The 24,669-nt window shown below is 68.1% G+C and carries 22 protein-coding genes; 8 read left to right on the top strand and 14 right to left on the bottom strand.

The features are described 5' to 3' along the window. Positions 1-173: 173 nt before the first annotated feature. Positions 174-1,061, bottom strand: coding sequence for a flagellar brake protein (locus A3A5_RS0109180; protein WP_026200606.1), 888 nt, complete (start codon positions 1,059-1,061; stop codon positions 174-176). Between the two features lie 241 nt (positions 1,062-1,302). On the opposite strand from A3A5_RS0109180, the gene A3A5_RS0109175 reads away from it, so the two are divergent. Then, positions 1,303-2,016 carry a FadR/GntR family transcriptional regulator gene (locus A3A5_RS0109175; protein WP_018310302.1) on the top strand — a complete coding sequence of 238 codons (714 nt, stop codon included), beginning with the start codon at positions 1,303-1,305 and terminating at the stop codon, positions 2,014-2,016. A gap of 37 nt (positions 2,017-2,053) precedes the next feature. Then, a complete protein-coding gene (locus A3A5_RS0109170) occupies positions 2,054-3,160 on the top strand; it encodes an NAD(P)/FAD-dependent oxidoreductase (protein ID WP_018310301.1) in 1,107 nt (368 codons plus the stop codon). On the opposite strand, the gene A3A5_RS0109165 is transcribed toward A3A5_RS0109170, so the two are convergent. From A3A5_RS0109165 to A3A5_RS0109145, 5 genes are all read right to left on the bottom strand, one after another. Further along, a complete protein-coding gene (locus tag A3A5_RS0109165; RefSeq protein WP_018310300.1) occupies positions 3,082-4,356 on the bottom strand; it encodes an MFS transporter in 1,275 nt (424 codons plus the stop codon). The two genes, A3A5_RS0109170 and A3A5_RS0109165, sit on opposite strands and share 79 nt — an antisense overlap. A gap of 12 nt (positions 4,357-4,368) precedes the next feature. Further along, positions 4,369-5,478, bottom strand: coding sequence for a chorismate synthase (aroC, locus tag A3A5_RS0109160; protein ID WP_018310299.1), 1,110 nt, complete (start codon positions 5,476-5,478; stop codon positions 4,369-4,371). Between the two features lie 85 nt (positions 5,479-5,563). Beyond that, positions 5,564-6,286 carry a glutathione S-transferase C-terminal domain-containing protein gene (locus tag A3A5_RS0109155; protein ID WP_018310298.1) on the bottom strand — a complete coding sequence of 241 codons (723 nt, stop codon included), beginning with the start codon at positions 6,284-6,286 and terminating at the stop codon, positions 5,564-5,566. A 27-nt stretch (positions 6,287-6,313) separates the two neighbouring features. Continuing rightward, the gene (locus A3A5_RS0109150; protein WP_018310297.1) at positions 6,314-8,212 is read right to left on the bottom strand and encodes an MFS transporter; all 1,899 of its coding nucleotides are present in this window, start codon (positions 8,210-8,212) and stop codon (positions 6,314-6,316) included. A 150-nt stretch (positions 8,213-8,362) separates the two neighbouring features. Then, positions 8,363-8,809 (bottom strand): CBS domain-containing protein, encoded by a 447-nt coding sequence (locus A3A5_RS0109145; protein WP_018310296.1) that lies wholly within the window; start codon positions 8,807-8,809, stop codon positions 8,363-8,365. A gap of 238 nt (positions 8,810-9,047) precedes the next feature. Between A3A5_RS0109145 and A3A5_RS0109140 the strand changes: the two genes are divergently transcribed. The 3 genes from A3A5_RS0109140 (at position 9,048) to A3A5_RS0109130 (ending at position 11,614) form a co-directional block, all read left to right on the top strand. Then, the gene (locus tag A3A5_RS0109140; RefSeq protein ID WP_018310295.1) at positions 9,048-10,370 is read left to right on the top strand and encodes an O-acetylhomoserine aminocarboxypropyltransferase; all 1,323 of its coding nucleotides are present in this window, start codon (positions 9,048-9,050) and stop codon (positions 10,368-10,370) included. Then, positions 10,370-11,194, top strand: a complete 825-nt coding sequence (locus tag A3A5_RS0109135) for an alpha/beta fold hydrolase (RefSeq protein WP_018310294.1) — start codon at positions 10,370-10,372, stop codon at positions 11,192-11,194. The genes A3A5_RS0109140 and A3A5_RS0109135 overlap by 1 nt, the downstream gene beginning before the upstream one ends. Positions 11,195-11,296: 102 nt before the next feature. Then, complete coding sequence (locus tag A3A5_RS0109130) at positions 11,297-11,614, top strand: Mpo1-like protein (RefSeq protein WP_018310293.1); 318 nt, start codon at positions 11,297-11,299, stop codon at positions 11,612-11,614. 770 nt (positions 11,615-12,384) lie between these two features. Here A3A5_RS0109130 and A3A5_RS0109125 read toward each other — a convergent pair. Continuing rightward, a complete protein-coding gene (locus A3A5_RS0109125) occupies positions 12,385-13,731 on the bottom strand; it encodes a YihY family inner membrane protein (protein WP_018310292.1) in 1,347 nt (448 codons plus the stop codon). Between the two features lie 166 nt (positions 13,732-13,897). Between A3A5_RS0109125 and wrbA the strand changes: the two genes are divergently transcribed. From wrbA to A3A5_RS0109110, 3 genes are read left to right on the top strand one after another with little or no spacing between them, the layout of a single operon-like run. Further along, positions 13,898-14,500, top strand: a complete 603-nt coding sequence (gene wrbA, locus A3A5_RS0109120) for an NAD(P)H:quinone oxidoreductase (protein WP_018310291.1) — start codon at positions 13,898-13,900, stop codon at positions 14,498-14,500. After that, positions 14,497-14,916, top strand: a complete 420-nt coding sequence (locus A3A5_RS0109115) for a DUF2069 domain-containing protein (protein ID WP_018310290.1) — start codon at positions 14,497-14,499, stop codon at positions 14,914-14,916. The genes wrbA and A3A5_RS0109115 overlap by 4 nt, the downstream gene beginning before the upstream one ends. Before the next feature lie 19 nt (positions 14,917-14,935). Further along, a complete protein-coding gene (locus tag A3A5_RS0109110) occupies positions 14,936-16,354 on the top strand; it encodes an FAD-binding oxidoreductase (RefSeq protein ID WP_018310289.1) in 1,419 nt (472 codons plus the stop codon). Positions 16,355-16,367: 13 nt separating this feature from the next. Here the strand turns inward: A3A5_RS0109110 and A3A5_RS0109105 are convergent, their stop codons facing one another. The 7 genes from A3A5_RS0109105 to A3A5_RS0109075 form a co-directional block, all read right to left on the bottom strand. Beyond that, complete coding sequence (locus tag A3A5_RS0109105) at positions 16,368-17,216, bottom strand: N-formylglutamate amidohydrolase (RefSeq protein ID WP_018310288.1); 849 nt, start codon at positions 17,214-17,216, stop codon at positions 16,368-16,370. A gap of 2 nt (positions 17,217-17,218) precedes the next feature. Continuing rightward, positions 17,219-18,256: a porin gene (locus A3A5_RS0109100; protein WP_018310287.1), complete on the bottom strand. Its 1,038-nt coding sequence runs from the start codon at positions 18,254-18,256 to the stop codon at positions 17,219-17,221. Positions 18,257-18,480: 224 nt separating this feature from the next. Beyond that, entirely contained in the window at positions 18,481-19,440 is a 960-nt protein-coding gene (locus tag A3A5_RS0109095; RefSeq protein WP_018310286.1) for an ABC transporter ATP-binding protein, read from the bottom strand. Further along, positions 19,437-20,399 carry an ABC transporter ATP-binding protein gene (locus A3A5_RS0109090; protein ID WP_018310285.1) on the bottom strand — a complete coding sequence of 321 codons (963 nt, stop codon included), beginning with the start codon at positions 20,397-20,399 and terminating at the stop codon, positions 19,437-19,439. The genes A3A5_RS0109095 and A3A5_RS0109090 overlap by 4 nt, the downstream gene beginning before the upstream one ends. 10 nt (positions 20,400-20,409) lie before the next feature. Then, complete coding sequence (locus A3A5_RS0109085; RefSeq protein ID WP_018310284.1) at positions 20,410-21,366, bottom strand: ABC transporter permease; 957 nt, start codon at positions 21,364-21,366, stop codon at positions 20,410-20,412. A gap of 52 nt (positions 21,367-21,418) precedes the next feature. After that, a complete protein-coding gene (locus A3A5_RS0109080; protein ID WP_018310283.1) occupies positions 21,419-22,390 on the bottom strand; it encodes an ABC transporter permease in 972 nt (323 codons plus the stop codon). A 30-nt stretch (positions 22,391-22,420) separates the two neighbouring features. After that, positions 22,421-24,058, bottom strand: coding sequence for an ABC transporter substrate-binding protein (locus tag A3A5_RS0109075; RefSeq protein ID WP_018310282.1), 1,638 nt, complete (start codon positions 24,056-24,058; stop codon positions 22,421-22,423). Positions 24,059-24,669 lie beyond the last annotated feature (611 nt).

The raw sequence follows: 24,669 nt of genomic DNA, 5'->3' as shown, positions 1-24,669 counted from the left end.
CTTGGGCCGATGCGGCGCGGCTATCGTGCCTGCCGGCGCGCGGCCATCGCCTTGTCGACCACCTCGGCCTGCGGCGCCTCGGCGGGATTGCCGAAGGCCTGGGGTCTTTTTATGTTGGAAGCAGTAAAGACGGGCCAGCCCGGGGAGACAATCAAAACATTAGCGGACTCCCTCTAAACGGCCGCTACAGCTGCGGGCTGCAAGGGCATGCGGGTGCTGGAAAGCAGCTGTTCGTAGATGTAGCACTGCAGCAGCGTCAGCTCGCGCTCGGCCAGCACGTCGAAGGCCACGCCGAAGGCCGGGAAGTCGGCATCGTCGCTGGCCGCGCCGGGGGGCGCTAGGCGGATCCAGCCATCGATGGCGACCTCGCTGTCCAGTGACGCCGTGCGCATCTTGAAGCGCAGCCGCACGCGGCTGCCTGGCGCCGGCGCCGGCGCGGTGGTCTGCACCAGCGCGCCACCGGTGCTGAGGTCGGACAGCAGCGCCAGCCGCGCCGCGCCGGTGTCGATGCCGTCGTCATCGCCAGGCTCGGTCAGGTAGGCGGCCAGCCGCGTCGGCACGCGCGCGGCCTTGCGTACCGGCGTTGCGTGCTTCTGCACCGGCGCCGACAGCACCAGGTAGCGGAACGGACTGCGGCAGACGGCGGTGATGGTCGAGGTAAAGCTGTGGATGGCCTGTCCGGAGAAGCCGCGCAGCAGCACGGCATCGCCCGCCTGCAGCGGCAGGTCGCGCCCGCCGAGCTGCGGCCAGGTGACAAACAGGCCCTGCTCGATAAAACCGATCAGGCGGCTGGCGGCCGGGCGCGCGGCCTCGCCCTCGTGCTTGACATGCAGCAGCGTGCCGACCTGCAGGCCGAGCGGCCCGGTGACCGGACGCAGTTCGTCATCGGCATCGTCGTGGCCATCGTCGCGGCAGACCACGCCATGGCGGAACACCAGTGCCAGGTCGCGTTCATCGGGAATGACACTGCCGCTGCCGAGCACCAGGTTGCCCTCGCCATCGAGCAATGACCAGGGCAGCGGGTATCCGACGGGAAGATCGTTAGGTGTGAGCTGGATCATGGCTGTTCGCAGTAGGCCCCGGCATTGGACGCCACGGGGCATGGCAAGCCTTGGGCGGAGCTGACGCGCAGGATCCGCCACCTGTATCAGGCTTCTATCGGCGCCGGCGCGGCGAAATTAAGCACTCGGCGATTGACTAAGGCCGCATGTGTAGCATTCGACCCCTACGGAAGCCTTGACGCGCCGCAAAGTTACGCCGAAAATCCGCAAAAGCTGTCTGACAGCCTGACATATCAAAACCATGACCATTCTGCCCCGCCCGGCCTCCCTCGCCAGCCGCATCGCCCAGACCCTGCACGACGACATCCTCGCCGGCCGCTACGGCGCTGGCGCGCGCCTGCCGGCGGAGGCCAGCCTGGCCGATACCTTTGGCGTGAGCCGGCCGATCGTGCGCGAGGCCATGGCCCAACTGAAGGCCGATGGCGTGCTGGTGACGCGCAAGGGCTCGGGCGCTTATGTGTCGCAGACGCCGGGCGGCCAGGCCTGGCGCGTGGCCAGCGCGCCCGACGGCGGCCCGACGCTGGCGCAGCTGTTCGAACTGCGCCGGGTGGTTGAGACCGCCTGCGCCGAAATGGCCGCACAGCGGCGCACGGATGCCGATATCGATGCCGTCCGCAGCGCACTGGCGGCAATGCAGGCACAGGCCGACGGCCAGGGCGACATGGCCAGCGCGGCGGCGGCCGACATGGCCTTCCACCATGCCATTGCGCAAGCCGCGCACAACCCCTGCTTTACCGGCCTGACCGATTTCGTCAGCCAGCAGATGCTGGCCGCGCGCCAGCGCGCCTGGGAGAACACCGCCCGGCTAAGCGTCGCGACCGGGGCCCCGCGCGCCGCCGACCAGGAGCATGCGGCACTGGCCGAAGCCATTGCCACCGGCGACGCCACGGCCGCCCGCAGCGCCGCGCAACAACACCTTGCGGCTGCCGCCGCCCGCCTCGGCCTGCCGGCCTGAGCCCCGAATAAACAGGACATTGGAGCAAGGAACAACCATGGAAACAGTGGATTGCGTCGTCATCGGCGCCGGCGTGGTAGGACTGGCGGCAGCGCGCACGCTCGCGCTGCAGGGCCGCGAAGTGATCATCCTGGAAGCCGAGAACGCCTTCGGCACCATCACCAGCGCGCGCAACAGCGAGGTCATCCACGCCGGCATCTACTATCCGGCCGGCTCGCTCAAGGCGCAGCTGTGCGTGCGCGGCAAGGCCATGCTGTACGACTACTGCGCCAGCCACCACGTGGCGCACCAGCGCTGCGGCAAGCTGATCGTGGCTACCAGCGAAGCCCAGGTGGCCACGCTCGAAGGCATCCGCGCCAAGGCGGCGGCCAACGGCGTGGACGACCTGCGCCTGGTCAGCCGCGCCGAGGCGCAGGCGCTGGAGCCACAACTGCAGTGCCATGCCGCGCTGCTGTCGCCGTCGACCGGCATTGTCGACAGCCACGGCCTGATGACCGCGCTGCTGGGCGAGGCGGAAAACGCCGGTGCGATGCTGGCGGTGCAGTCGCCGGTGCTGGGCGGCGCGGTGACGCCGGACGGCATCCGGCTGGAGATCGGCAACGAGGATGGCAGCGCCACCACGCTGCTGGCGCGCACTGTGGTGAACTCGGCCGGGCTGACCGCGCCGGAACTGGCGCGCCGCATCGACGGCATGCCCGAGGCCCATATCCCGCCGCAGTACTACGCCAAGGGCTGCTATTTCACGCTGGCCGGGCGGGCGCCGTTCTCACGGCTGATCTACCCGGTGCCCGAGGCCGCCGGCCTGGGCGTGCACCTGACCATCGACCTGGGCGGCCAGGCGCGTTTCGGACCCAATGTGCGCTGGATCGACGAGATCGAATACGGCGTGGACCCGGCCGACGCCGACGGCTTCTATGACGAGGTGCGCCGCTACTGGCCGGGGCTGGCCGACGGCGCGCTGCAGCCGGGCTATGCCGGCATCCGCCCCAAGATCAGCGGCCCGCATGAAGCGGCGGCGGACTTCCGCATCGACGGCCCCGCCGTGCATGGCGTGCCGGGGCTGGTTCACCTGTTCGGCATCGAGTCGCCGGGGCTGACCTCGTCGCTGGCGATCGCCGAGCGGGTCTGCGCGGCGCTGGCCTGAGCCGCGCCATCGCCTTCCGCGCGAAAGCTCATTACCGCACAGAACGCGCCGGCCGCCGCGGCAATGGCGGCCAGCCCGAAGGTATGCTCGGGCGCCAGCGCGTTCCAGGTCCAGCCCATCGCCAGCCCGCCCAGCGTGCCGCCGACGCCGTAGGAAATGCCCGTGTACAGCGCCTGCCCGCGCCCCTGCAGCGGCCCGGCAAACCACGCCTGCAGCCGCTTCAGGCTGGCGCTGTGGTGCGCGGCAAAGGTCGCCGCATGCAGCACCTGCACCAGCGCCATGAGCCAGGCAAACTGGGCAAGGTAGCCGGTCAGGCCGAAGCGCAGCGCCGCCAGCACAAAGGTGCCGGCCAGGATGGTGCGCAGCGGGTAGCGCGCGAACAGCAGGCCCTGGTAGTAGAAGAAAACGATCTCGGCGACCACGCCGATGGTCCACATCACGCCAATGGCGAACTTGCTGTAGCCCAGCTGTGCCAGCCACAGCGAATAGAACACATAGAGCGCGGCGTGCGCGAACATCATCAGGAAGGCTGATGCCAGGAACCAGGCCACGTCCGGGCGGCGCAACAGCGGCAAGGCGCGCGGCGGCGCCGTGTGCGGGCCGTCGTCGGCGGCGTCGCGCATGGTCAGCACCACCCCTGCCAGGATCGCCAGCAGCGTGCTGGCCACCCACGGGAAGGCGCGCATGCCGACCGCTTCGAACAGCGCCCCGCCGGCCAGCACCGCGCCGATAAAGCCGACCGAGCCGAACATGCGGATGCGGCCGTAGCTATGGTCGAAGGCGCCGTAGCGGCGCAGCGTGGAGATGCTCAGGGCATCGCCCAGCGGCGACATCGCGCTGGTCAACAGGCTCAGCGTCAGCATCATCGCCATCATGCCGCCGTAGCTGCCGACACCCGGCAGCATCAGGAAGGCCAGCAACGAGGTGAACGCGCTCACGCGCAGGATGCGCACGCGCGTGTGCATCACGTCGGACAGCCAGCCCCACAGGTAGGGCCCGACGATGCGGCTGACCTGGAAGCTCGCCATCAGCACGCCGATCTGCACCGGGTTGAAGCCGCGGTCGGCGAAATACAGGCTGACGTACGGCGAAATCAGGCCGACGTAGCCGTAGTAGCCAAGGTAGAAGAGCCCGAAACGGGCGTAATCGGGGCGGCCGGCGCCGGTGGCGCCGCCGCCCGCAAAAGACGTGGCCAACGCGACGTCAGCTCAAGGCGTCTGGCCGGCCTGCGCGGGAATGCGCGGCGTATCGACCTTGACGTCGCCGCACTGGGCACGATGGCGCAGGGCGTGGTCGATCAGCACCAGCGCCAGCATGGCCTCGGCGATCGGCGTGGCACGGATGCCGACGCAGGGGTCGTGGCGGCCGAAGGTCTCGACGGTGGCGGCATTGCCTGCCTTGTCGATCGATTCGCGCGGGGTACGGATGGAAGACGTCGGCTTGATCGCCAGCGACACGGTGACGTCCTGGCCGGTGGAAATGCCGCCCAGCACGCCGCCGGAATTGTTGGTGCGGAAGCCCTCGGCGGTCAGCTCGTCGCCATGGACGCTGCCGCGCTGGGCCACGCTGTCGAAGCCGGCGCCGATCTCCACGCCCTTGACCGCGTTGATGCCCATCATGGCGTGGGCGATGTCGGCGTCGAGCCTGTCGAACAGCGGCTCGCCCAGGCCGACCGGCACCTTGCTGGCCACCACCTCGATGCGCGCGCCGACGGAGTCGCCATCGCGGCGCAGCGCGTCCATATAGGTTTCCAGTTCAGGAATGACGTCGGCATTGGCCGCGAAGAACGGGTTCTGCGGCACATGCGACCAGTCCGTGAACGGCACGGCGATTTCGCCCAGCTGCGACATGTAGCCCCGGATCTCAGTGCCGTACTGCTCGCGCAGCCACTTCTTGGCCACCGCCCCGGCCGCCACCACCGGCGCGGTCAGGCGCGCCGACGAGCGGCCGCCGCCGCGATGGTCGCGGATGCCGTATTTCTGCCAGTAGGTGTAATCGGCATGGCCCGGGCGGAAGGTCTCGACGATATTGCCGTAGTCCTTGCTGCGCTGGTCGGTATTGCGGATGAGCAGGCAGATCGGGGTGCCGGTGGTCTTGCCCTCGAACACGCCAGACAGGATCTCGACCTGGTCGGGTTCCTGGCGTTGCGTGACATGGCGCGAGGTGCCGGGCCGGCGGCGGTCCAGGTCGCCCTGGATGTCGGCCTCGGTCAGCGCCATGCCCGGCGGGCAGCCGTCCACCACCGCGCCGATGGCGGGCCCGTGCGATTCGCCGAAGGTGGTAACAGTGAAAAGCAGGCCAAGGGTGTTGCCGGACATGATGGAAACCGCACAGGAATTGGGGAAGGTCTCCATTGTAAGGCCAATGGCGGGCCGCGGGCGGCCGCAGGACGGCCCGACAGGCTCAGGCGGCGGCCCTTTCCAGCGCCAGCTCGGGGTAGAACTCGGCGCGCATCCGCGCCATATAGGCCACCAGGTTGGCGTGCCCCTCGGCCGCGGTGCGGATCGGAGTGTCGAATACGGGGCACAGCAGGCTGCCGGCAAAGGCAAACAGCGTGGCGTCGGCCCCACATGGCTGGTTACCCATCAGGTAGGGCTTGTCGCCCAGGATGTCGGCGATCGAGGTCACGCCCTTGCTGGCCAGCGCCACCAGGTCTTCTTCGCTATGCCGGCCCAGGCCCTGCCCCCACAGCGTCTTGCGCACCTTGTAGCGCACCAGCCGCTCGGCCAGGCCGCGCACCGGCGCCGGCACGCCGCGGAAGAACTGGGCCGGCCCCTTGTCGAAGTTGGCCTGGTCCAGCCAGCGCACCCGCGCCACCGCCCAGTACAGGTGGTCTTCCATCAGCTTCTCGGCAGCCCAGGCGATGCCTCGCTCGGCCGCGCTCAGGCCGGCATCGAAGTCGATGTGGTAGGTCTTCTCGATATGCCAGCGGATCATGGTGGAATCCGCCACGATCCGGCCCATGTCGTCCAGGTAGGGCAGCTTGCCCTTGGGCGCGCGCCGCAGGCTGCCGCGGCGCGCCTGGTAAGGCAGGCCGGCCAGCTTGAGCAGCATCTCGGCCTTGGTGACGAAGGGGCTGGCGTCGGGCAGCCCGAAGGCGGGGCCAAAGGTATAGAGGGTGATCATCGTGGTTTCGGGTTCCGCACAACGGATTTAACGCCAGTCGCCACGCAGGGCCTGCACCATCTGCTGCAGCCCTTCCGGGGTGGCGGCCTCGGGCGGCACGGGCTCGCCCACCACCAGTTCCAGCCGGTTCAGGATGCCGCGTCGGAACGGCCGCGACATTGCCGGCGCCCCCTTGCGCGAGAAGAAGCTGCCCCACAGCCCGCGCAGCGCCATCGGCACCACCGGCACCGGCGTGCGCCGGATGATCTGCTGCACGCCCTGCTTGAACGGGTTGATCTCGCCGGTGGCGGTGATCTTGCCTTCCGGGAAGATGCAGACCAGATCCCCATCGCCCAGCGCCTGCGCCACGCTGTCATAGGCACGCTTGAGCATGTCCGGATTCTCATGCGCTGGCGCGATCGGGATGGCGCGGGCCTGGCGGAAGAACCACGACAGCAGCGGCACCCTGAAGATGTTGTGGTCCATCAGGAAGCGCACCGGGCGTGGGCTGCAGGCCATCAGCACCACCGCGTCGGCAAAGCTGACGTGGTTGCAGACCAGGACGGCCGGGCCGTCGGCGGGAATGCGCTCGGCGTTGACGCGGTGCAGCCGGTAGAGCGTATGGACCAGGATCCACGCGATAAAGCGCAGCAAGAATTCCGGCACCAGCGAGTAAATGTAGACCGCCACCACCGCATTGAGCAGCCCCACCACCAGGAACAGCTGCGGGATGCTGTAGCCCGCCTGCGTCATCGCCACGCCCAGCAGCGACGCGGCAATCATGAAGAAGCTGTTCAGGATGTTGTTGGCGGCGATGATGCGGGCGCGGTGCGTGGGCGCGCTGCGGCTCTGGATCAGCGCGTACAGCGGCACGCTGTAGAAGCCGCCGAACATGGCCAGCAGGAACAGGTCGACCAGCACGCGCCAGTGATGCGGTTCCGCCAGGAAGCCGCCAATGCCACTGAGCGCGGCCGGCGCCTGCCCCTGGCTGGCAAAGTACAGGTCGACCGCGAACACCGTCATGCCGATCGAGCCGAACGGCACCAGGCCGATCTCGACATGGCGCCCGGACAAACGCTCACACAGCAGTGACCCGGTGCCGATGCCCAGCGAGAACACCGCCAGCAGCAGCGTCACTACGTTCTGGTCGCCGCCCAGCACATCCTTGGCATAGCTGAAGAACGAGGTCAGGAAGGTGGCGCCCAGGAACCACAGCCACGAAATGCCGAGCAGGCTCAGGAATACCGTGCGGTTGCCGCGCGCCAGCACCAGGTTGCGCCAGGTCTCGGAGAACGGGTTCCAGTTGATGCGCAGGTCCGGCTGCGGCGCCGGCGAGACCGGGATGCGGCCCGACACCAGCCGCCCCGCCACGGCGATCACCACGCACACCGCACCCACGTACATCGGCCCCACGATCGTGCCGCCCTGCTGCAGCCCGGCCAGCTCGCCGCCGATCAGGGTCCCGATCAGGATCGCGACAAAGGTGCCCATCTCCACCATCCCGTTGCCGCCGACCAGCTCGCTTTCATCCAGGTGCTGCGGCAGGTAGGCAAACTTGACCGGCCCGAACAGCGTGGAATGCAGACCCATCAGGAAGGTGCCGGCGTACAGCAGCGGCGCGCTGTGCCAGGCAAAGCCGGCCAGGCCCAGCACCATGATGGCGATTTCCAGTGACTTGACCAGCCGGATCAGGCGCGACTTCTCCAGCTTGTCGGCAATCTGCCCGCTGGTGGCCGAGAACAGCACGAACGGCGCGATAAAGATGGCCGAGATCAGGAAAGCCGCGCTGCGCGCGTCCACGCCCTCGAACAGCGCCGTGTGGTAGGTCACCAGCGAGGTGAAAGCGACCTTGAAGACGTTGTCGTTCATCGCCCCCAGGAACTGGGTCCAGAAGAACGGGGCGAAGCGGCGCAGGCCGAGCAGTCGGAACTGGCTGTGTTGGCTCATGGGTGGGCCGGTCGGTCAGGGGACCGCCGCGGAAATGGGAACGCCGGCTAGTGTGCCGGAGCCGGCGTTCGGCCGCCACCCCGCCACGGCCGCGTGGCGCCAACCGAGGGTATTTCCGAAGGAAGCTTCAGGCCGGGCGGCCCGGCGCGATCACTCGGCGCGCTCTTCCGGCCAGTCGCGGATATAGGCCTTGAGCATCTTGTTCTCGAAGCTCTGGTCCTCGACCACGGCCTTGGCCACGTCGTAGAAGGAGATCACGCCCATCAGCGTGCGGTTGTCGAGCACCGGCAGGTAGCGGGTGTGACGCTCCAGCATCATGCGGCGGACCTCGTTGACGTCGGTCTCCATGGTGCAGGTCAGCGGCGCATCGTCCATCACCTTGCGGATGCTGGTAGTGCCGACGTTGCCGTGATTGCGGGCCAGCGTCTCGATGATCTCGCGGAAGGTCAGCATGCCAACCAGATCGCCGTATTCCATCACCACCAGCGAGCCGATATCGTGCTCGGCCATGGTGTGGACGGCTACCAGCAAGGAGGTGTCAGGCGTCACGGTATAGAGCGCATTGCCCTTGATCTGGAGGATGTCGCTGACTTTCATGTTGGTCTCCGCTGCCTGCGCTCAAACTGAGGGCATCGCTCCGGCCGGGGGCACAGGAGGCGATACCGGTCACATTGTTATCTGTCTATGGGTGTGCGGGCGCTCGCTGCATCACGGCGCCCCGTTGGCCGATCCTAGCCCAAACCCGCCGTCAAAGTAAAGCGGGAGGCCGGTTTGCGGGCGTCGGCGGGCGCACGGTGCTACGATGCTGGCCGGAGACAACTCAAGGCGACTCACCATGTCCGGAACCCGATTCGACACGCTGGCGCTGCACGCCGGCGCCGCGCCAGACCCCGCCACCGGGGCCCGCGCCACCCCCATCCACCTGACTACGTCCTTCGTGTTCCGCGACAGCGAGCACGCCGCGTCGCTGTTCAACATGGAGCGCGCGGGGCACGTCTACTCCCGTATATCCAATCCCACCGTGGCCGTGCTGGAAGAACGCATCGCCGCGCTGGAGAACGGCGCCGGCGCCATCGCCACGGCCTCGGGCCAGGCCGCGCTGCACCTGGCGGTGGCCACGCTGATGGGCGCGGGCTCGCACGTGGTGGCCTCGTCGGCGCTGTACGGCGGCTCGCACAACCTGCTGCACTACACGCTGCGCCGCTTCGGCATCGAAACCACCTTTGTCAAGGCGCGCGACATCGACGCCTGGCGCGCGGCGATCCGGCCCAATACCCGGCTGCTGTTCGGCGAGACCCTGGGCAATCCGGGGCTCGACGTACTGGACATCCCGACGCTCGCGCAACTGGGCCAGGACAACGGCATCCCGTTGCTGGTGGATTCCACCTTCACCACACCCTACCTGCTGCGCCCGTTCGACCACGGCGCCGGCCTGCTCTACCATTCCGCCACCAAGTTCCTGGGCGGCCACGGCACCACCATCGGCGGCGTGCTGGTGGAAGGCGGCACTTTCGACTTCGAGGCCTCCGGGCGCTTCCCGGAGCTGTCCGAGCCGTATGAAGGCTTCCACAACATGGTGTTCACCGAGGAAAGCACGGTGGCGCCCTTCCTGCTGCGCGCGCGCCGCGAGGGCCTGCGCGACTTCGGCGCCTGCATGAACCCGATGGCCGCCTGGCAGCTGCTGCAGGGCGTGGAGACGCTGCCGCTGCGCATGAGCCGTCATGTCGACAACACCCGCAAGGTGGTGCAGTTCCTGGCCTCGCACCCGATGGTGGAATCGGTATCCTATCCGGAACTGGAATCGCACCCGGACTACGAACTGGCCAAGCGCCTGCTGCCGCGCGGCTGCGGCGCGGTGTTCAGCTTCAACCTGAAGGGCAACCGCGTGGCCGGCCAGCGCTTTATCGAGAGCATGTCGCTGTTCTCGCACCTGGCCAACGTGGGCGACGCGCGCTCGCTGGTGATCCACCCGGCCTCGACCACGCACTTCCGCATGGACGCGGCGGCGCTGCAGTCGGCCGGCATCACCGAGGGCACGATCCGGCTGTCGATCGGGCTGGAAGACCCGGATGACCTGATCGACGATCTCAAGCGCGGCCTGAAGGCGGCCGAGAAGGCGATGAGCGCGGGGACTGGTCATAAGGGAGGGCAAGCCTGATGGAACTGACCATTGCAGGCCAGCCGGCCTACGCCTATACCGGCGGCAAACCGTTCGATCCCGCCCTGCCCTGTGCCGTGTTCGTCCACGGCGCGCAGAACGACCACAGCGTGTGGGCCCTGCAGACGCGCTGGTTTGCCAACCACGGCTTCTCGGTGCTGGCGGTGGACCTGCCAGGCCACAACCGCAGCAAGGGCGCGCCGCTGGCCACCGTCGAGGCCATGGCCGACTGGATCATGGCGCTGGTGGCGGCCGCCGGCGTCAAGGCGCCGTCCTTCGTGTTCGGCCACAGCATGGGCTCGCTGATCGCGCTGGAATGCGCGGCGCGGCATCCGCAGGCCGTGCGCGGCATCGGCCTGCTGGCGACGGCCTACCCGATGAAGGTCTCGGACGCGCTGCTGGACGCCTCGCTCAACCGCGAGGGCGAGGCCATCGCCATGGTCAACACCTGGTCGCATTCGAGCCTGGCCAACAAGCCGTCTTCGCCCGGGCCGGGAGCGTGGATGCATGGCGGCAGCCAGCGGCTGATGGAGCGCGTGTCGCGCAACAACCCGCAGGCCCATGTGTTCCACAATGACTTCTCGGCCTGCAATGCCTACGCCCATGGCGAAGAGGCCGCGGCCGCGGTTGCCTGCCCCGCGCTGTTCATCACCGGCACCAAGGACATGATGACGTCACCCAAGGCGGCCCAGGCGCTCGCCGGCAAGATGGCCAAGACCAGCCTGGTCACGGTGCCGTGCGGCCACGCGCTGATGGGCGAACGCCCGGATGAAGTGCTGGACGCGCTGGCGGACTTTGCGCGCAAGGTGGTCGCGGCCGGCTGAGTCTGGCCGCGGATGGCTGGCCGGCCACGCCGGCTGCCAGCCATCCGACCCCTCGGCGCAGACGGTCTACACTGCACAAAGCAAGACCTGCCGGAGACAGCTATGGCCCACGCCCGCGCGCGCGAGTTCGAGAACTTCGCGGCCTTTTATCCCTATTACCTGAACGAACACCAAAACCGTACCTGCCGGCGGCTGCATTTTGCCGGGTCGACGGTGGCGCTACTGTGCCTTGTGGCGATGGCGGTGACTGGCAATGCCTGGTGGCTGCTTGCCGCGGTGGTCGCAGGCTATGCTTTTGCCTGGGTCGGGCACTTCGGATTTGAGAAGAACCGGCCGGCTACGTTTCGGCATCCGGTCTATAGCCTGATGGGGGATTGGGTGATGTATGCCGATATCTGGCGGGGGAGGATTGCGTTCTGAGGGGGCTGGATTGGCTTGGGGTTTTGCGGTTGGGTGTCGTGCTTGGCGGGCGTGGGCTGTTTCGCCGGCGTAGCCGGCGAGTCACTTTCTGTCCGAGCGACAGAAAGTAACCAAAGAACGCGTCGCCTATGCGGCTGGCAATCCATTCCTCGGCGTTGGTAGTGCGGGCGGCGGTGATTTCCGTTCGATGGTGTGCCCGTTCGACCCGGCTACGCCCCCTGTCCGGTGCCTGCGTCCACGGACTATTGGACGAACCCGACTTTAGGGGATTGGCAGCCTGCTAAGACCGGTATCGGGGGGACGCCTACGGCTGCGCTGCGCGCCGGCCCCAAGCAGAGCGACCGTCCGACCACTTCCTGACCGCGTTGGGTTCGGCATCATCCGCGACCACGCGGTGCGAGCGCAGCGATGCACTCCGTGCCCGGGCCTCCGACCTACGATGATGCGTGCGCGCAGCGCAGCCGTAGGCGTCCCACCGATAACCTGGTTAGCAGGCTGCCAACAACCTAAAGTCGGGTTCGTCCAATAGTCCGTGGACGCAGGCACCAGACAGGGAGCGTAGCTGGCTCGAACCACCAATCACATCAGCGGAAATCACCACCGCCCGAACCACCAACGCCGAGCAATTTATGGCCAGCCGCCCAGGCGACGCGCTTCTTGCCTACTTCTTGTCGCTCGGACAAGAAGTAGGTCGCCGGCTACGCCGGCGAAACAGCCCACGCCCACCAAGCACGACACCCAACCGCAAAACCCCAAGCCCCCAAAAATCCTCAAACCTGCCCATGCCACCCCGGTGGCACAACCTCCAGCGTACGCCGCTGCCGCTGCCCATCCCCATCCCCCTTCGTCGGCGGCAGATCGGCCGGCTGCTGCCGGAACACCTCCTCCAGCGTCTGATCCAGCTGCGGATTGTCCAGGACCGACTTGAGCGCATCGGCACCGCGCAGATGCTGTGCCAGCGCGGTGCGCGGCAGGCGCGGCAGGTTCAGTACCAACCGGTCATGCAGCGTGCGCAGCGTCACCTGCGACGGATCGCACAGCAGCGCCCAGTGAGCCTGGCCGCGCTCCTGCTGCAGGCGCCCGATCAGATGCATGGCCTTGAGCTTGCCCAGCAGGCCCGACAGGTAATCGGCCTCGACCCGCAGCTTGCGGCCCAGGTCCAGTTCGCCAACGCTGCGCGGCACCTCGTCGCGCGCGCGGTAGAGCAGCAGCAGCACGCCAAGCGCATCGAAGAACTCGCTGCCGGCAAAGGTGCGGCGGCGCCAGTAGCCTTGCCGGATTACCGGCAGGTTGGCGGCAATGGCAGCGCCCAGCAGCGTCACCAGCCAGCTCAGGTAGATCCACAGCAAGAAGATCGGCAGGGCCGCAAAGGTGCCGTAGACCGCCGTGTAAGTCGGGATATGCGTGATGAAATAGCCGAAGCCGCGCTTGGCAAACTCGAACGCGATCGCCGCCACCAGGCCGGCCACGATGGCATCGCGCCATTCGACATAGGCATTGGGCACCGCCGTGTACAGGAAGGCGAAGGCCAGCGCCGACAGCAGCACCGGCGTCGCGCTCACCAGCAGCCCCAGCCCCACCGGCATGGTGCCGACATAGCCCGCCGAGATCGAGATCAGGTAAGAGCTGATCGACAGGCTCGCGCCGATCAGCACCGGCCCGAAGGTCAGCACCGCCCAGAACACCAGCACCCGCTGCGCCAGCGGGCGACGCTGCTTGACGCGCCAGATCGCATTGAGCGCGTCTTCCACGGTCAGCATGGTCAGCACCGAGGTGACCATCAGCCCGCCCAGGCCCATTGCGGTCAGCCCGCGCGCGCTCTTGGCGAACATGCCGAGGTAGCGCTGGATCGATTCACTGACGTTGCCCGGGATCAGGTTCTGGAACAGGAACGCCTCGATGGCGTTGCGGAAGTCGCGGAACACCGGGAACGCGGCCAGCAGCGCGAATGCCACGGTCAGCACCGGCACCACGGCCAGCACGGTGGTGAAGGTCAGGCTGGCAGAAACCTGCGGCAGCCGGTCTTCGCCGGCGCGGCGCAGCGCATAGCGCGCCAGGGCGCGAACCTTCTGCAGGTTCCATTCCCGGCGCAGGCGGGCAACGCGGGGTCCAATCATGCGCAAACAACCTCCTGGATCTGGTTCTGACGGATAAACAGGCGGCCCGCGGCGCCGGGGGCGCGAAGCCGATGGGAGATGGCGCGGGGGGCGCATCTATAATACGCGCATTGCTTCCGGCACCCTTCGCGCAACACCGCCCCGCCACCGCCGGCCATCCCGCTCCATGACCGACATCCTCGTCCTGTATTACAGCCGCCACGGCAGCACCCGCAAACTTGCCGAACTGATTGCCAACGGTATCGACAGCGTCCCCGGCGCCCAGGCCCGGCTGCGCACGGTGCCGCCGGTTTCGACCGTGTGCGAGGCCACCGCGTCCGATATCCCGGCCGACGGCCCGCCCTATGCCGAGCTGCGCGACCTGGAGGAATGCGCCGGCCTGGCCCTGGGCAGCCCCACCCGCTTCGGCAACATGGCCGCGCCGGTGAAGTACTTCCTGGACAGCACCGTGGCGCAGTGGCTGTCGGGTGCGCTGACCGGCAAGCCGGCCTGCGTGTTCACCGCCACCGGCAGCCTGCACGGCGGGCAGGAAACCACGCTGCTGTCGATGATGCTGCCGCTGCTGCACCACGGCATGCTGATTATGGGCCTGCCGTATGCCGAGAAGGGCCTGATGACCACCCGTTCCGGCGGCACGCCATACGGCCCCAGCCACCATGCCCACGGCGACAACCGCGGCCCGGTCACGGAAGACGAATCGGCACTGGCCCTCGCCATGGGCCGGCGGCTGGCGCAGACCGCGCTGCGCCTGGCAGGAGCCGAAGCATGACCCCGAGCAACATGCCGACCGCCGACAGCGACCAGGCGCTGCACAGCCCCTGGCTGTACCGGCTCAGCGTGGGCAGCCTGCTGGCGCTGATGGTGCTGTGCATTGCCTGGGAATGGTTGCTTGCGCCGCTGCGCCCCGGGGGGTCGTGGCTGATCATCAAGTTCCTGCCGCTGCTGCTGCCGCTGCGCGGCGTGCTGACGCGCAACCGCTACACCATGCAGTGGTCGTCGATGCTGATCCTGCTGTTCTTCACCGAGGGCATCGTGCGCGCCACCAGCGACCGCGCCCCCTCGTCCACGCTGGCGTGGGTAGAGGTGGCGCTGACGCTGGTGTACTTCGCCAGCACCATCCTGTACCTGCGCCCCTACAAGCGCCGCGCCCGGGCGGCCAGCAAGGCAGCCGCGCCCAAGTCCTGACCCCCATTCCGCCATCGCCATGACCTCGCCTCAAGACTCCTTCCTCGCACTGTGCCGCGCCGCGCTGGGTGCGCAGCACGTGCTGACCGATGCAGCCGACAAGGCACCCTACCTGACCGACTGGCGCAAGCGCTATCGCGGCGAGGCGTTGGCAGTGCTGCGCCCCGGCACCACCGAGGAGGTCGCAGAGGTAGTCCATGCCTGCCATGCCCACAAGCTCGCCGTGGTGCCGCAAGGCGGCAACACCGGCCTGTGCGGCGGTGCCACGCCGGTGGCCGGGCAGGACCAGGTGGTGGTCTCGCTGCAGCGGCTGCACCGCATCCGCCAGGTGGATCCGCTCAACAACACCATCACGGTCGAGGCCGGCGTGGTGCTGCAGCACCTGCAGGACGTGGCGCGCGAGCACGGCCGGCTGTTTCCGCTGAGCCTGGCGGCCGAAGGCAGCTGCACCATCGGCGGCAATCTGTCGACCAATGCCGGCGGCACCGCGGTGCTGCGCTACGGCAACACGCGTGAGCTGTGCCTGGGCCTGGAAGTGGTGACGCCCTCGGGCGAGATCTGGCACGGCCTGCGCGGGCTGCGCAAGGACAACACCGGCTACGACCTGCGCGACCTTTTTATCGGCGCCGAGGGCACGCTGGGCATCATCACCGCGGCGGTGATGAAGCTGTTCCCGCTGCCCCGCGCCTCGGTCACCGCGCTGGCCGCGGTGCAGAGCCCGCGCGCCGCGCTGGCGCTGCTGGCCATCGCACAATCGCATGCGGGCGCCATGCTGACCGGGTTCGAGCTGATGTCCGCGCTCAGCATGACGCTGGTGACGCGGCACTTCCCGCAGCTGCGCTATCCGTTCGCAGACATCCACCCGCAGCTGGTGCTGCTGGAACTGTCCGACAGCGAAAGCGAAGCCCATGCGCGCGGCATCTTTGAAACCATGATGTCGGCCGCCTTCGATGCCGGCGTGGCCACCGACGCGGTGGTGGCGGAATCGGTGCAGCAGTCGCGCGACTTCTGGAACCTGCGCGAGCATATCCCGCTGGCGCAGGTGGAAGACGGCAAGAACATCAAGCACGATATCGCCGTGCCGGTGTCGCGCGTGGCGGACTTTATCGAGACCACCGACGCGCTGCTGCAGAACGCCTTCCCGGGCGCGCGCATGGTGACCTTCGGCCACCTCGGCGACGGCAACCTGCACTACAACGTGTCGCCGCCGGAAGGCGTCGACCATGACGCCTTCCTGGCGCACCAGGACCAGGTCAACCGCATCGTGCACGACAGCGTGCGCTCGCATAACGGCTCGATTTCCGCCGAGCACGGGCTGGGCCAGCTCAAGCGCGAGGAAAACCGGCTCTACAAGAGCGAGGTCGAGCTGGCCATGATGCGCGCGATCAAGGGCGCACTCGATCCGCAGGGGCTGATGAATCCGGGCAAGGTGATCTGAGCACGCCGCGCCATCATCGCGCCAGTGCCGCGCGGATATATGCCGCCACCTCCTCCAGCAACTGGTCGAGGTGGCCGCGCAGCGCCGCGAAGCCGCCGTGCGGCGAGAAACTTGCCTCGTCCATATAGAGCGCGCGGTTGATTTCGATCTGCAGGCTGTGGCGGCCGTGCGCCGGGTCGCCATAGGCACGGATCAGCTCCGCGCCCTTGTACGGCCAGTTGATGCCCACCCGGTAGCCGTAGCCGCGCAGGCACTGCGCCACCAGGTCGATAAACGCATCCGAGCAGGTGGCGCCATCGCCGTTGCTGATCACAAAGTCAGGCCGCCCCGCACCATTGTCCACGTTCATCGCATTGCCGCGCGACTTCATCGAATGGCAGTCGATGTGCCACACCGCGCCCGCACGCGCATGGCGCTGCGCCAGCAGGCCGGACAGCGCGGCGTGGTAGGGATCGTAGTAGGTCTTCAGCAGATACTCTGCCATGTCCGGCGACAGCGGCGCGGCGTACACCGGCACGCCCGGCAGCGCCAGCCGGCGCAGCACGCCCATGCCGCGCCCGGACTTGTCGCTGGGCTGCACGGGATAGGGCATGGCACCGTCGATCAGCGCGGGATCGATGTCATCGCGGGCGCGATTGACATCCACCATCCAGCGCGGAAAGCCCGCGCATAGCAGCGTGCCGCCCACCATCGGCACATGCGCGAACAACTGGTCGACATAGGCGTCCCAGCCCGTCAGCAGGGCTTCGGGGGGCGCCGCCAGCGGCAGGGTCTCGGCATGCACCAGCCCGCTGTGCGGGGAGTCCACCACCAGCGGCAGTGCCGCGCCAGCCGGTTCGGTCAGCGAATAAGGAAGGGCCATTATCAGAATTTGTGCTGGATGCCGATGCCGACCGTGGTCACGGTGTCACCGGGCTTGTGCGAGTTAGGATCCTCGCGATCGAAGAAAACGTAGGGCATGGTGCGTTTGCTCAGGCTGTAGCCGTAGCCGGCCTGCACCTTCTTGAGCCGGCCTTGCGGGTCGCGCTGCACTGCGCGCTCCATGTAGTTCACGGTGAGCTTGTGGGCGCCATAGGGCACGGTGAAGCCGACCAGCCAGTAAGGCACGTCGGTGCGCGTGGCGGCGGTGCCTGCGTAGCGGTCGCGCCCGTAGATGCCATAGATGTTGACCACGGTAAAGTCGTACGACGCCGCGGCCTGCACCTTGTCGCGGAAATCATTGGCCACCAGCCCGCCAGCCTTGGCATCGCGCGCATAGCCCACGCCCGCGGCAAAATTGCCGGCGGCGTAATTGAGGCCAAGATCGTACTGGCGGAAATCGTCCTCGGCCTGCACCGGCGACCTGGCGTTGGGCGTGGCCGGATCGGGTCCCGCCAGGTTCACGCGCGCCCGCACGGAAAAGCCGCCAAGTTCCGGCGTCATGTAGCCCAGCGCGTTCGACACGCGGTTGCGCGCGTTCAGCACCTTGGTGCCGATGGCGGTGGCGCCCGCATCATGGATGGCGAAGTCGATGTTCTGCGTCACCTGCGAATAGATCGGCGAACCCACGATCGTCGCCGAATCCAGCCGCCCCAGCGCGATCGCGCCGAAGCCGCCCTGCAGGCCGACAAAGGCATTGCGGAACTGCGGGTTGGTGGCCGTGCCGCTGTCGGCGGCAAAGCCCTGCTCCAGCCCGAACGCGGCGCGCAAGCCCCCGCCCAGGTCTTCGCTGCCGCGCATGCCCCAGCGCGAGGCGTTGTCGGTCATCTGCGTGGCCCCACCATCCGGCCCCTTCTGGTATTCGATATCGGTGTCAAGCCGTCCATACAGCGTCACCGATGCGTCGGCCGCGGCCGACAGCAGCGCCAGCGCGCCGCCGATGCAGGCGCGTTTGAGCGCGCTCTTGGTCTGGATACTCTTCATGCTTCTGCTCCCTCTCTTGTTGTGTGCCAACGCACAGGTCCCCCTCGGGTGGTCCCGAATGCCGCGTGATCTGCCCGCGCAGCGCGCACGGTCCCCGCCCGCCGCGCGGGGCGGGATGGCATCGATGCACAGGGGAGCGTGGGCTGGCCGCGCCGGGCGGCGGCTATCTAGTCCGCTGAATCACTGAAATTGGTCGGTGCCTGCCATGTCAATGATTCAGTGGACTAGTCATTCAGATGGCAGGCGGACAGCCGTCCGCCGATATCGCGCAGCACCGGTACTTCGGCCGCGCAACGCGCGCTCGCATGCGGGCAGCGCGGATGGAAGGCGCAGCCCGTGGGCGGCGCCAGCGGGCTGGGCAGCTCGCCGCGGATCGGCTGGTGCGCGGGCGGGCTGGCGCCCAGGCGCGGCGCGTCGGCCAGCAGGGCCCGGGTATAGGGATGGTTGGGCGCGGCGAACACGTCACGCGCAGCGCCGCTCTCGACTATGCGGCCCAAATACATGATCACCACGCGGTCCGACATATGCTCCACCACAGCCAGGTTGTGGCTGATGAAGACATAGGTCAGTGCGTGCTCGCGCCGCAATTGCATGAACAGGTTGATGATCTGCGCCTGCACCGAAACGTCAAGGGCGGACACGGCCTCATCGCAGATCAGCAGGCGCGGGCGCAGCGCCAGTGCGCGGGCGATGGCCACGCGCTGGCGCTGGCCGCCGGAGAACTCATGCGGGAAGCGCCCGGCGTAGCTGGGATCGAGCCCCACCTGCTGCAGCAGTTCGCCAGCGAACGACGCGGCGCGCGCACGCTTGACCATGCCGTGGTAGACAGCGCCTTCGGTAATGGCCGGGCCGATGCGCAGCCGCGGGTTGAGCGAGGCATAGGGGTTCTGGAACACCATCTGCACGCCGCGGTGATAGCCGGCGGACGCGATATCGGCGCGCTTGCCTTCCCAGGCGATCTCGCCGCCCGTCTGCGGCAGCAGCCCGGCCAGCATGCGGCCCAGCGTGGACTTGCCGCAGCCGGACTCGCCGACCACGCCCAGGACCTCGCCCTTGCGCACCTGCAGCGAGACATCATTGACGGCATAAACCGCCTGCACCGGCTTGCCAGACATGCGTCCCAGCAGGCCGGGCTTCATGGAGAAGCGTTTCTGCAGGTTGCGCGCTTCAAGCATGACTGTCATGCCGCCTCCAGGGGATAAAAGCAGCGCAGCGCCCGGCCGCGCACGGTGGTTTCGGCGGGCGCCTGGCGGCATGCGTCCTGCGCGCGCGGGCAGCGCGGCGCAAAGGCGCAGCCTGGCGGCAGCGCGGCCAGCGCCGGTGCCGCGCCCGGGATCGCGCGCAGCGTTGCGCCGCGCATGGCCGGCGTGGGCAGCGAATCCAGCAGCCCGCGCGTGTACGGATGCAGCGGCCGCTCGATCAGGTCGGCGACCGGGCCCTGCTCCACCACCCTGCCGGCGTACATGACGCAGACGCGGTCGACCAGGTCCTTGACCACGGCCAGGTCATGGCTGATCCAGATCGCGGCGGCACCGGTCTCGCGCACCAGCTGCTTCATCTCGTAGAGGATCTGCGCCTGGATGGTGACGTCAAGCGCGGTGGTGGGCTCGTCGGCAATGATCAGGTCCGGGCGGTTAATCAGCGCATTGGCGATCGCCACGCGCTGGCGCATGCCGCCCGACAGCTCGTGCGGATAGGCGCGCATGCGCTCCTGCGGCGCCGGGATGCCCACGCGCGTCAGCGCGTCGACTGCCTGCGCCTGCGCCTGCGCGCGGGTGCGGCGGTGATGCACCAGCACGGTCTCGGCCAGCTGGTCGCCCACGCGCATCACCGGGTTGAGCGACATCATCGGATCCTGGAACACCATCGCGATGCGGTCGCCGCGCAGCGCCTGCCACTGGCGCGGCGAACCCGCCAGCAGCTCCTGTCCCTTGAAGCGGACCGAGCCGCCAGTGACGCGCCCGGGCGGGTCCAGCAGGTTCATCAGCGAAAACGCCGTCACCGACTTGCCCGAGCCGGACTCGCCGACGATGCCGAGGATCTCGCCCGGCTCCAGCGCAAACGACACGCCATCCACCGCCTTCACCGCCCCGCGCGCGAACGCGAAGCTGGTGCTCAGGCCGGTAACTTCCAGTAGTGCCATGCCGGGCTCCTTACCCTTCCAGCCGCGGATTGAGCACGCGGCGCAGGCGGTCGCCCACCAGGTTGATCGAGCCGATCAGCAGCACCAGGGCCACGCCCGGGAAGATGCTGATCCAGTATTTGTTCGACAGCATGTATTCGAAGCCATTGGCAATCAGCATGCCCAGCGACGGCTGCGTGCGCGGCAGCCCGATGCCGAGAAAGCTCATGGTGGCCTCAAGCGTGATCGCATGCGCGATCTGCAGTGTGCCGGCCACCACCAGCGGCGCCATGCAGTTGGGCAGGATATGGCCGAACATCACGCGCAGCGCCGGCAAACCCTGGCCAAGTGCGGCCTCGACATATTCCTTGCGCCGCTCCACCTGCGCCGCGCCGCGCACGGTGCGGGCAAAGTAGGCCCACTGCACGATCACCAGCGCCAGCAAGGTCTTGTCCACGCCCTGCCCCAGCACCGCCAGCAGGATCAGCGCCACCAGCACCGCGGGCAGGCTCAGCTGCAGGTCGACCACGCGCATGATGGCGGCATCCGCTACCCCGCCGAAGTACGCCGCGGCCAGGCCCACGGCGCTACCCACCATCAGCGCCACCACCGCGCTGATCACGCCCACGCCCACGCTGATGCGGATGCCATAGAAGATGGCGCTGAGCAGGTCGCGCCCGGCGCCGTCGGTGCCCAGCCAGTAGTGCGACTGGCCTTCGTAGCCGATGCTGCCCGGCGGCAGTTCGGAATCGATCACCGAGACCGTGGCGAGGTCATAGGGATTCTGCGGGCTGATCACATGGGCGAGCGCGGCCACCAGCAGCAGCGTCACCAGCAATGCCAGCGCGGCGGCAGAGACGCGGTTGGCGCAAAAGCGCCGCAGCAGCGAGGGCCGTGCCGCAGGCGGCGCGGCGGCAGGCGCCGGTTCCGCCGCGGCCGGCGCAAGCGCGGGCACGGCGGTGTCGGCTTCAGATACAGGCAGGGACATCGGTTCAGTCTCGTTCTTTTGCAGGGGGAAAATGCGGCAGCGGACGCGGTGTCTAGGCCGGCTTGTGCCGCAGGCGCGGATCGAGCACCACGTAGAGCAGGTCGACCACCAGGTTCAGCACCACGAACAGCACCAGCGTGACCAGCAGGTAGGCCACCACCACCGGACGGTCCAGCGCCAGCACCGAATCGATGATCAGCTTGCCCATGCCAGGCCAGGAGAACACCGACTCGGTCACCACCGAGAACGCGATCAGGTGGCCGAACTCCAGGCCGACCACCGTGACGATCGGGATCAGCACATTGGGCACCACATGGCGCAGCACCAGCCGCGCGCCGCCCACGCCCTTGGCGCGGGCAAACTTGATGTACTCCTGACCCGCCACTTCGCGCGTGCCGGCCTCAGTGAGGCGCGCGACCAGCGAAATCTTGAACAGCGACAGCGTCAGCGCCGGCAGCAGCAGGAAGCGGATGCCCTCCCAGCTGGTCACCGACAGCGGCACGCCCAGCACCGTGCTGACCGGCCCGCGCCCGCCCGAAGGCAGCCAGCCCAGGTTCACCGAGAACACCAGGATGCCGATCATGCCGATCCAGAACGTCGGCATGATCACGCCGCCGAGCGAGCACGCCATCAGCATCCGCGCCAGCCGGCTATGCGGCTTGAGGCCAGCAAACACGCCCATCGGGATGCCGATGCCCAGCGACAGCAGCAGCGCCGTCACGGCCAGTTCCAGCGTGGCCGGCACGCGGCTGACGATCAGCTCGATCGCCGGCCGGTTGTAGATGAAGGAATCGCCCAGGTCACCGTGCAGGGCGCCCTGCAGGAAGCGCAGGTATTGCTGCGGCATGGGCAGGTCCAGGCCGAGCGCGTGGCGCGCCTCGGTGATCTCCTGTTCGGTGGCGGTGGGGCTGACCAGCAGGTGCACCGGGTCGCCGATCAGGTTGACGGCGCAGAAGGTCAGCACCGACATGAGCCACAGCACCGCAAGGCTCTGCAGCAGCCGTTTGAGTAGGGTTTCAAGCATGATGAGGAAGGCGGGATGCGGGTGGCGTGGTCAGCGTTGCGGGGCGGCCGGCGGCGCCGGGCGGATATTGCCGGCATAGGTGAAGCCATCGCTGCGCGGCTGCACGGCAAGCCCGTCGCGATAGGCCCACGCGGCGCGCAGGTGATGCAGCGGGACGATGCCGGCGTCGGCCGCCAGCCGTTCGGCGGCGCGCTGCTGCGCCAGGTCGCGCGGCACCGGCGCCATGGTGTGCATCGCTTTCTCGATCAGGGCATCCACCGTCGCGTTGGCATAGCCGCTGCGGTTGTTGGCGCCCAGCCCGGCGGCCTTGTCCTGCGCATGCGCCACCGCCACCAGCGGCTCCAGCGAATCGCCGCTGACCGCGCCGATGCCCAGCAGGAAGGCGCTGAACTCAGGCTTGCCCCCCTCGCCGCCCGACGTGGCGCGGGTGATATAGACCGAGTACGGCAGCGTGCGCACCTCGGTGCGGATGCCGGCGCGGGTCAGCATCTGCCCCACCGCCTCGCAGGTCTTGGCGTCGTTCAGGTAGCGGTCGTTGGGGCAATGCAGCGTCAGGCGGAAGCCCTCGGGATAGCCGGCTTCGGCCAGCAGGCGGCGCACCCGCGCGGCATCGGCACGCGGCGCCGGCACGGCCGGGGCAAAGCCGAAGAAGCCCTGCGGCACCATCTGCCCGGCCGGCACGGAATCGCCCTTGGTCACGCGCGCCGCGATCAGGTCGCGGTCGATGGCCAGGCTGATGGCCTGGCGCACCCGGGCATCGCGCAACGGGTTGGCCGCCAGCGGCTGGCCGGCGTTGTCCTGCACATATGGCGACACCGCGCGCGCCTGGTCCAGCTGCAGGTAGTTCAGCATGTACGAGGTGGCCGATACGGTGCGGATGCGGCCGTTGGTGCGTGCAAAGGCTTCGGCGATGCTGGCCGACGAGGCGTCGATCACATCCACCAGCCCCGACAGCAGCGCCGAGGCCCGCGCCGGCTCTTTCGGGATGAACTGGAACACCACGCGCTCCCACGGCTGCGGTCCGCCCCAGTAGCCTGGATTGCGCGCCAGCGTCAGCTCCTGGCCGTGCTCCCAGGCCACCAGCCGGTAAGGGCCGGTGCCGATGCTGGCACTGCCATGGGCAAAGTCGGCCTCGCGCACGGCCTTGCCCAACGAGCGCGGCAGCATCGCCACCATGCCGATGTTCTGCGGCAGCACCGGGTTGGGCGAGCGCGTGCGCACGCGCAGCGTCAGCGGCCCCGTCACCTCTACTGCTGCAACCGACTTCAGGTAAGTGCGGAAGGTGCGCGCACCGGGCAACGTCATGGCGCGCTCGATCGAGTAGTGTGCGTCCTCGGCGGTGAATGGCTCACCGTTGTTGAAACGCACGCCTGGGCGCAGCTGGAATTCCCAGTTGCGGTCGTCCAGCTGGCGCCATGCGGTGGCCAGCTGGGGCACCGGGCGCAGTGCATTGTCCAGGCCGACCAGGGTCTCATACACGTGGCCCCACAGGTTGCGGCCGGCGGCGTCCAGGACGTGGGGGTCGGCAGCGCTGATCTCGGCCTTGTAGCCGATGCGCAGGTCGGCGGCGTGTACGGCGTGGGGGCCGGCAAGCAGCGCTATGGCGGCAAGGGCCGTCGCAGCAAGACGGACAACATGGGCAATCAGGTGGACAGCAAGGCAAGGCATGGTGATTCTGGTTCGTTTCTCGAGACGCTGTTTCATTCAGTGATACCGCGTATCGAAGAATAAGACATCGAGGTTGATATCGATAGGCAGGGTTTACCCCCTGCCAGGGATGCGAGGGTTGCGCTTGCGGTGGGCTCTTGGCGGGGTGGTGTTTGGCCTGTTGCAGCCTTGCGGGCGGCTTGTGGCTCTTGGCGGGCGTGGGCTGTTTCGCCGGCGTAGCCGGCGAGTCACTTTCTGTCCGAGCGACAGAAAGTAACCAAGGAACGCGTCGCCTATGCGGCTGGCAATAAAGTCATCGGCGTTGGTGGTTCGGGCGGTGGTGATTTCCGCTGATGTGATTGGTGGTTCGAGCCAGCTACGCTCCCTGTCCGGTGCCTGCGTCGACGGACTATTGGACGAACCCGACTTTAGGTTGTTGGCAGCCTGCTAACCAGGTTATCGGTGGGACGCCTTCGGCTGCGCTACGCGCACGCATCATCGCAGGTCGGAGGCACGGGCACGGAGTGCATCGCTGCGCTCGCACCGCGTGGTCGCGGATGATGCCGAACCCAACGCTGTCAGGAAGTGGTCGGACGGTCGCTCTGCTTAGGGCCGGCGCGTAGCGCAGCCGT

It is taken from the genome of Cupriavidus sp. UYPR2.512 (genome assembly GCF_000379565.1).
GTDB lineage: Bacteria > Pseudomonadota > Gammaproteobacteria > Burkholderiales > Burkholderiaceae > Cupriavidus.
Note: the sequence above shows the minus strand (reverse complement) of the source record. Positions and strands in the feature narration are given on the sequence as shown.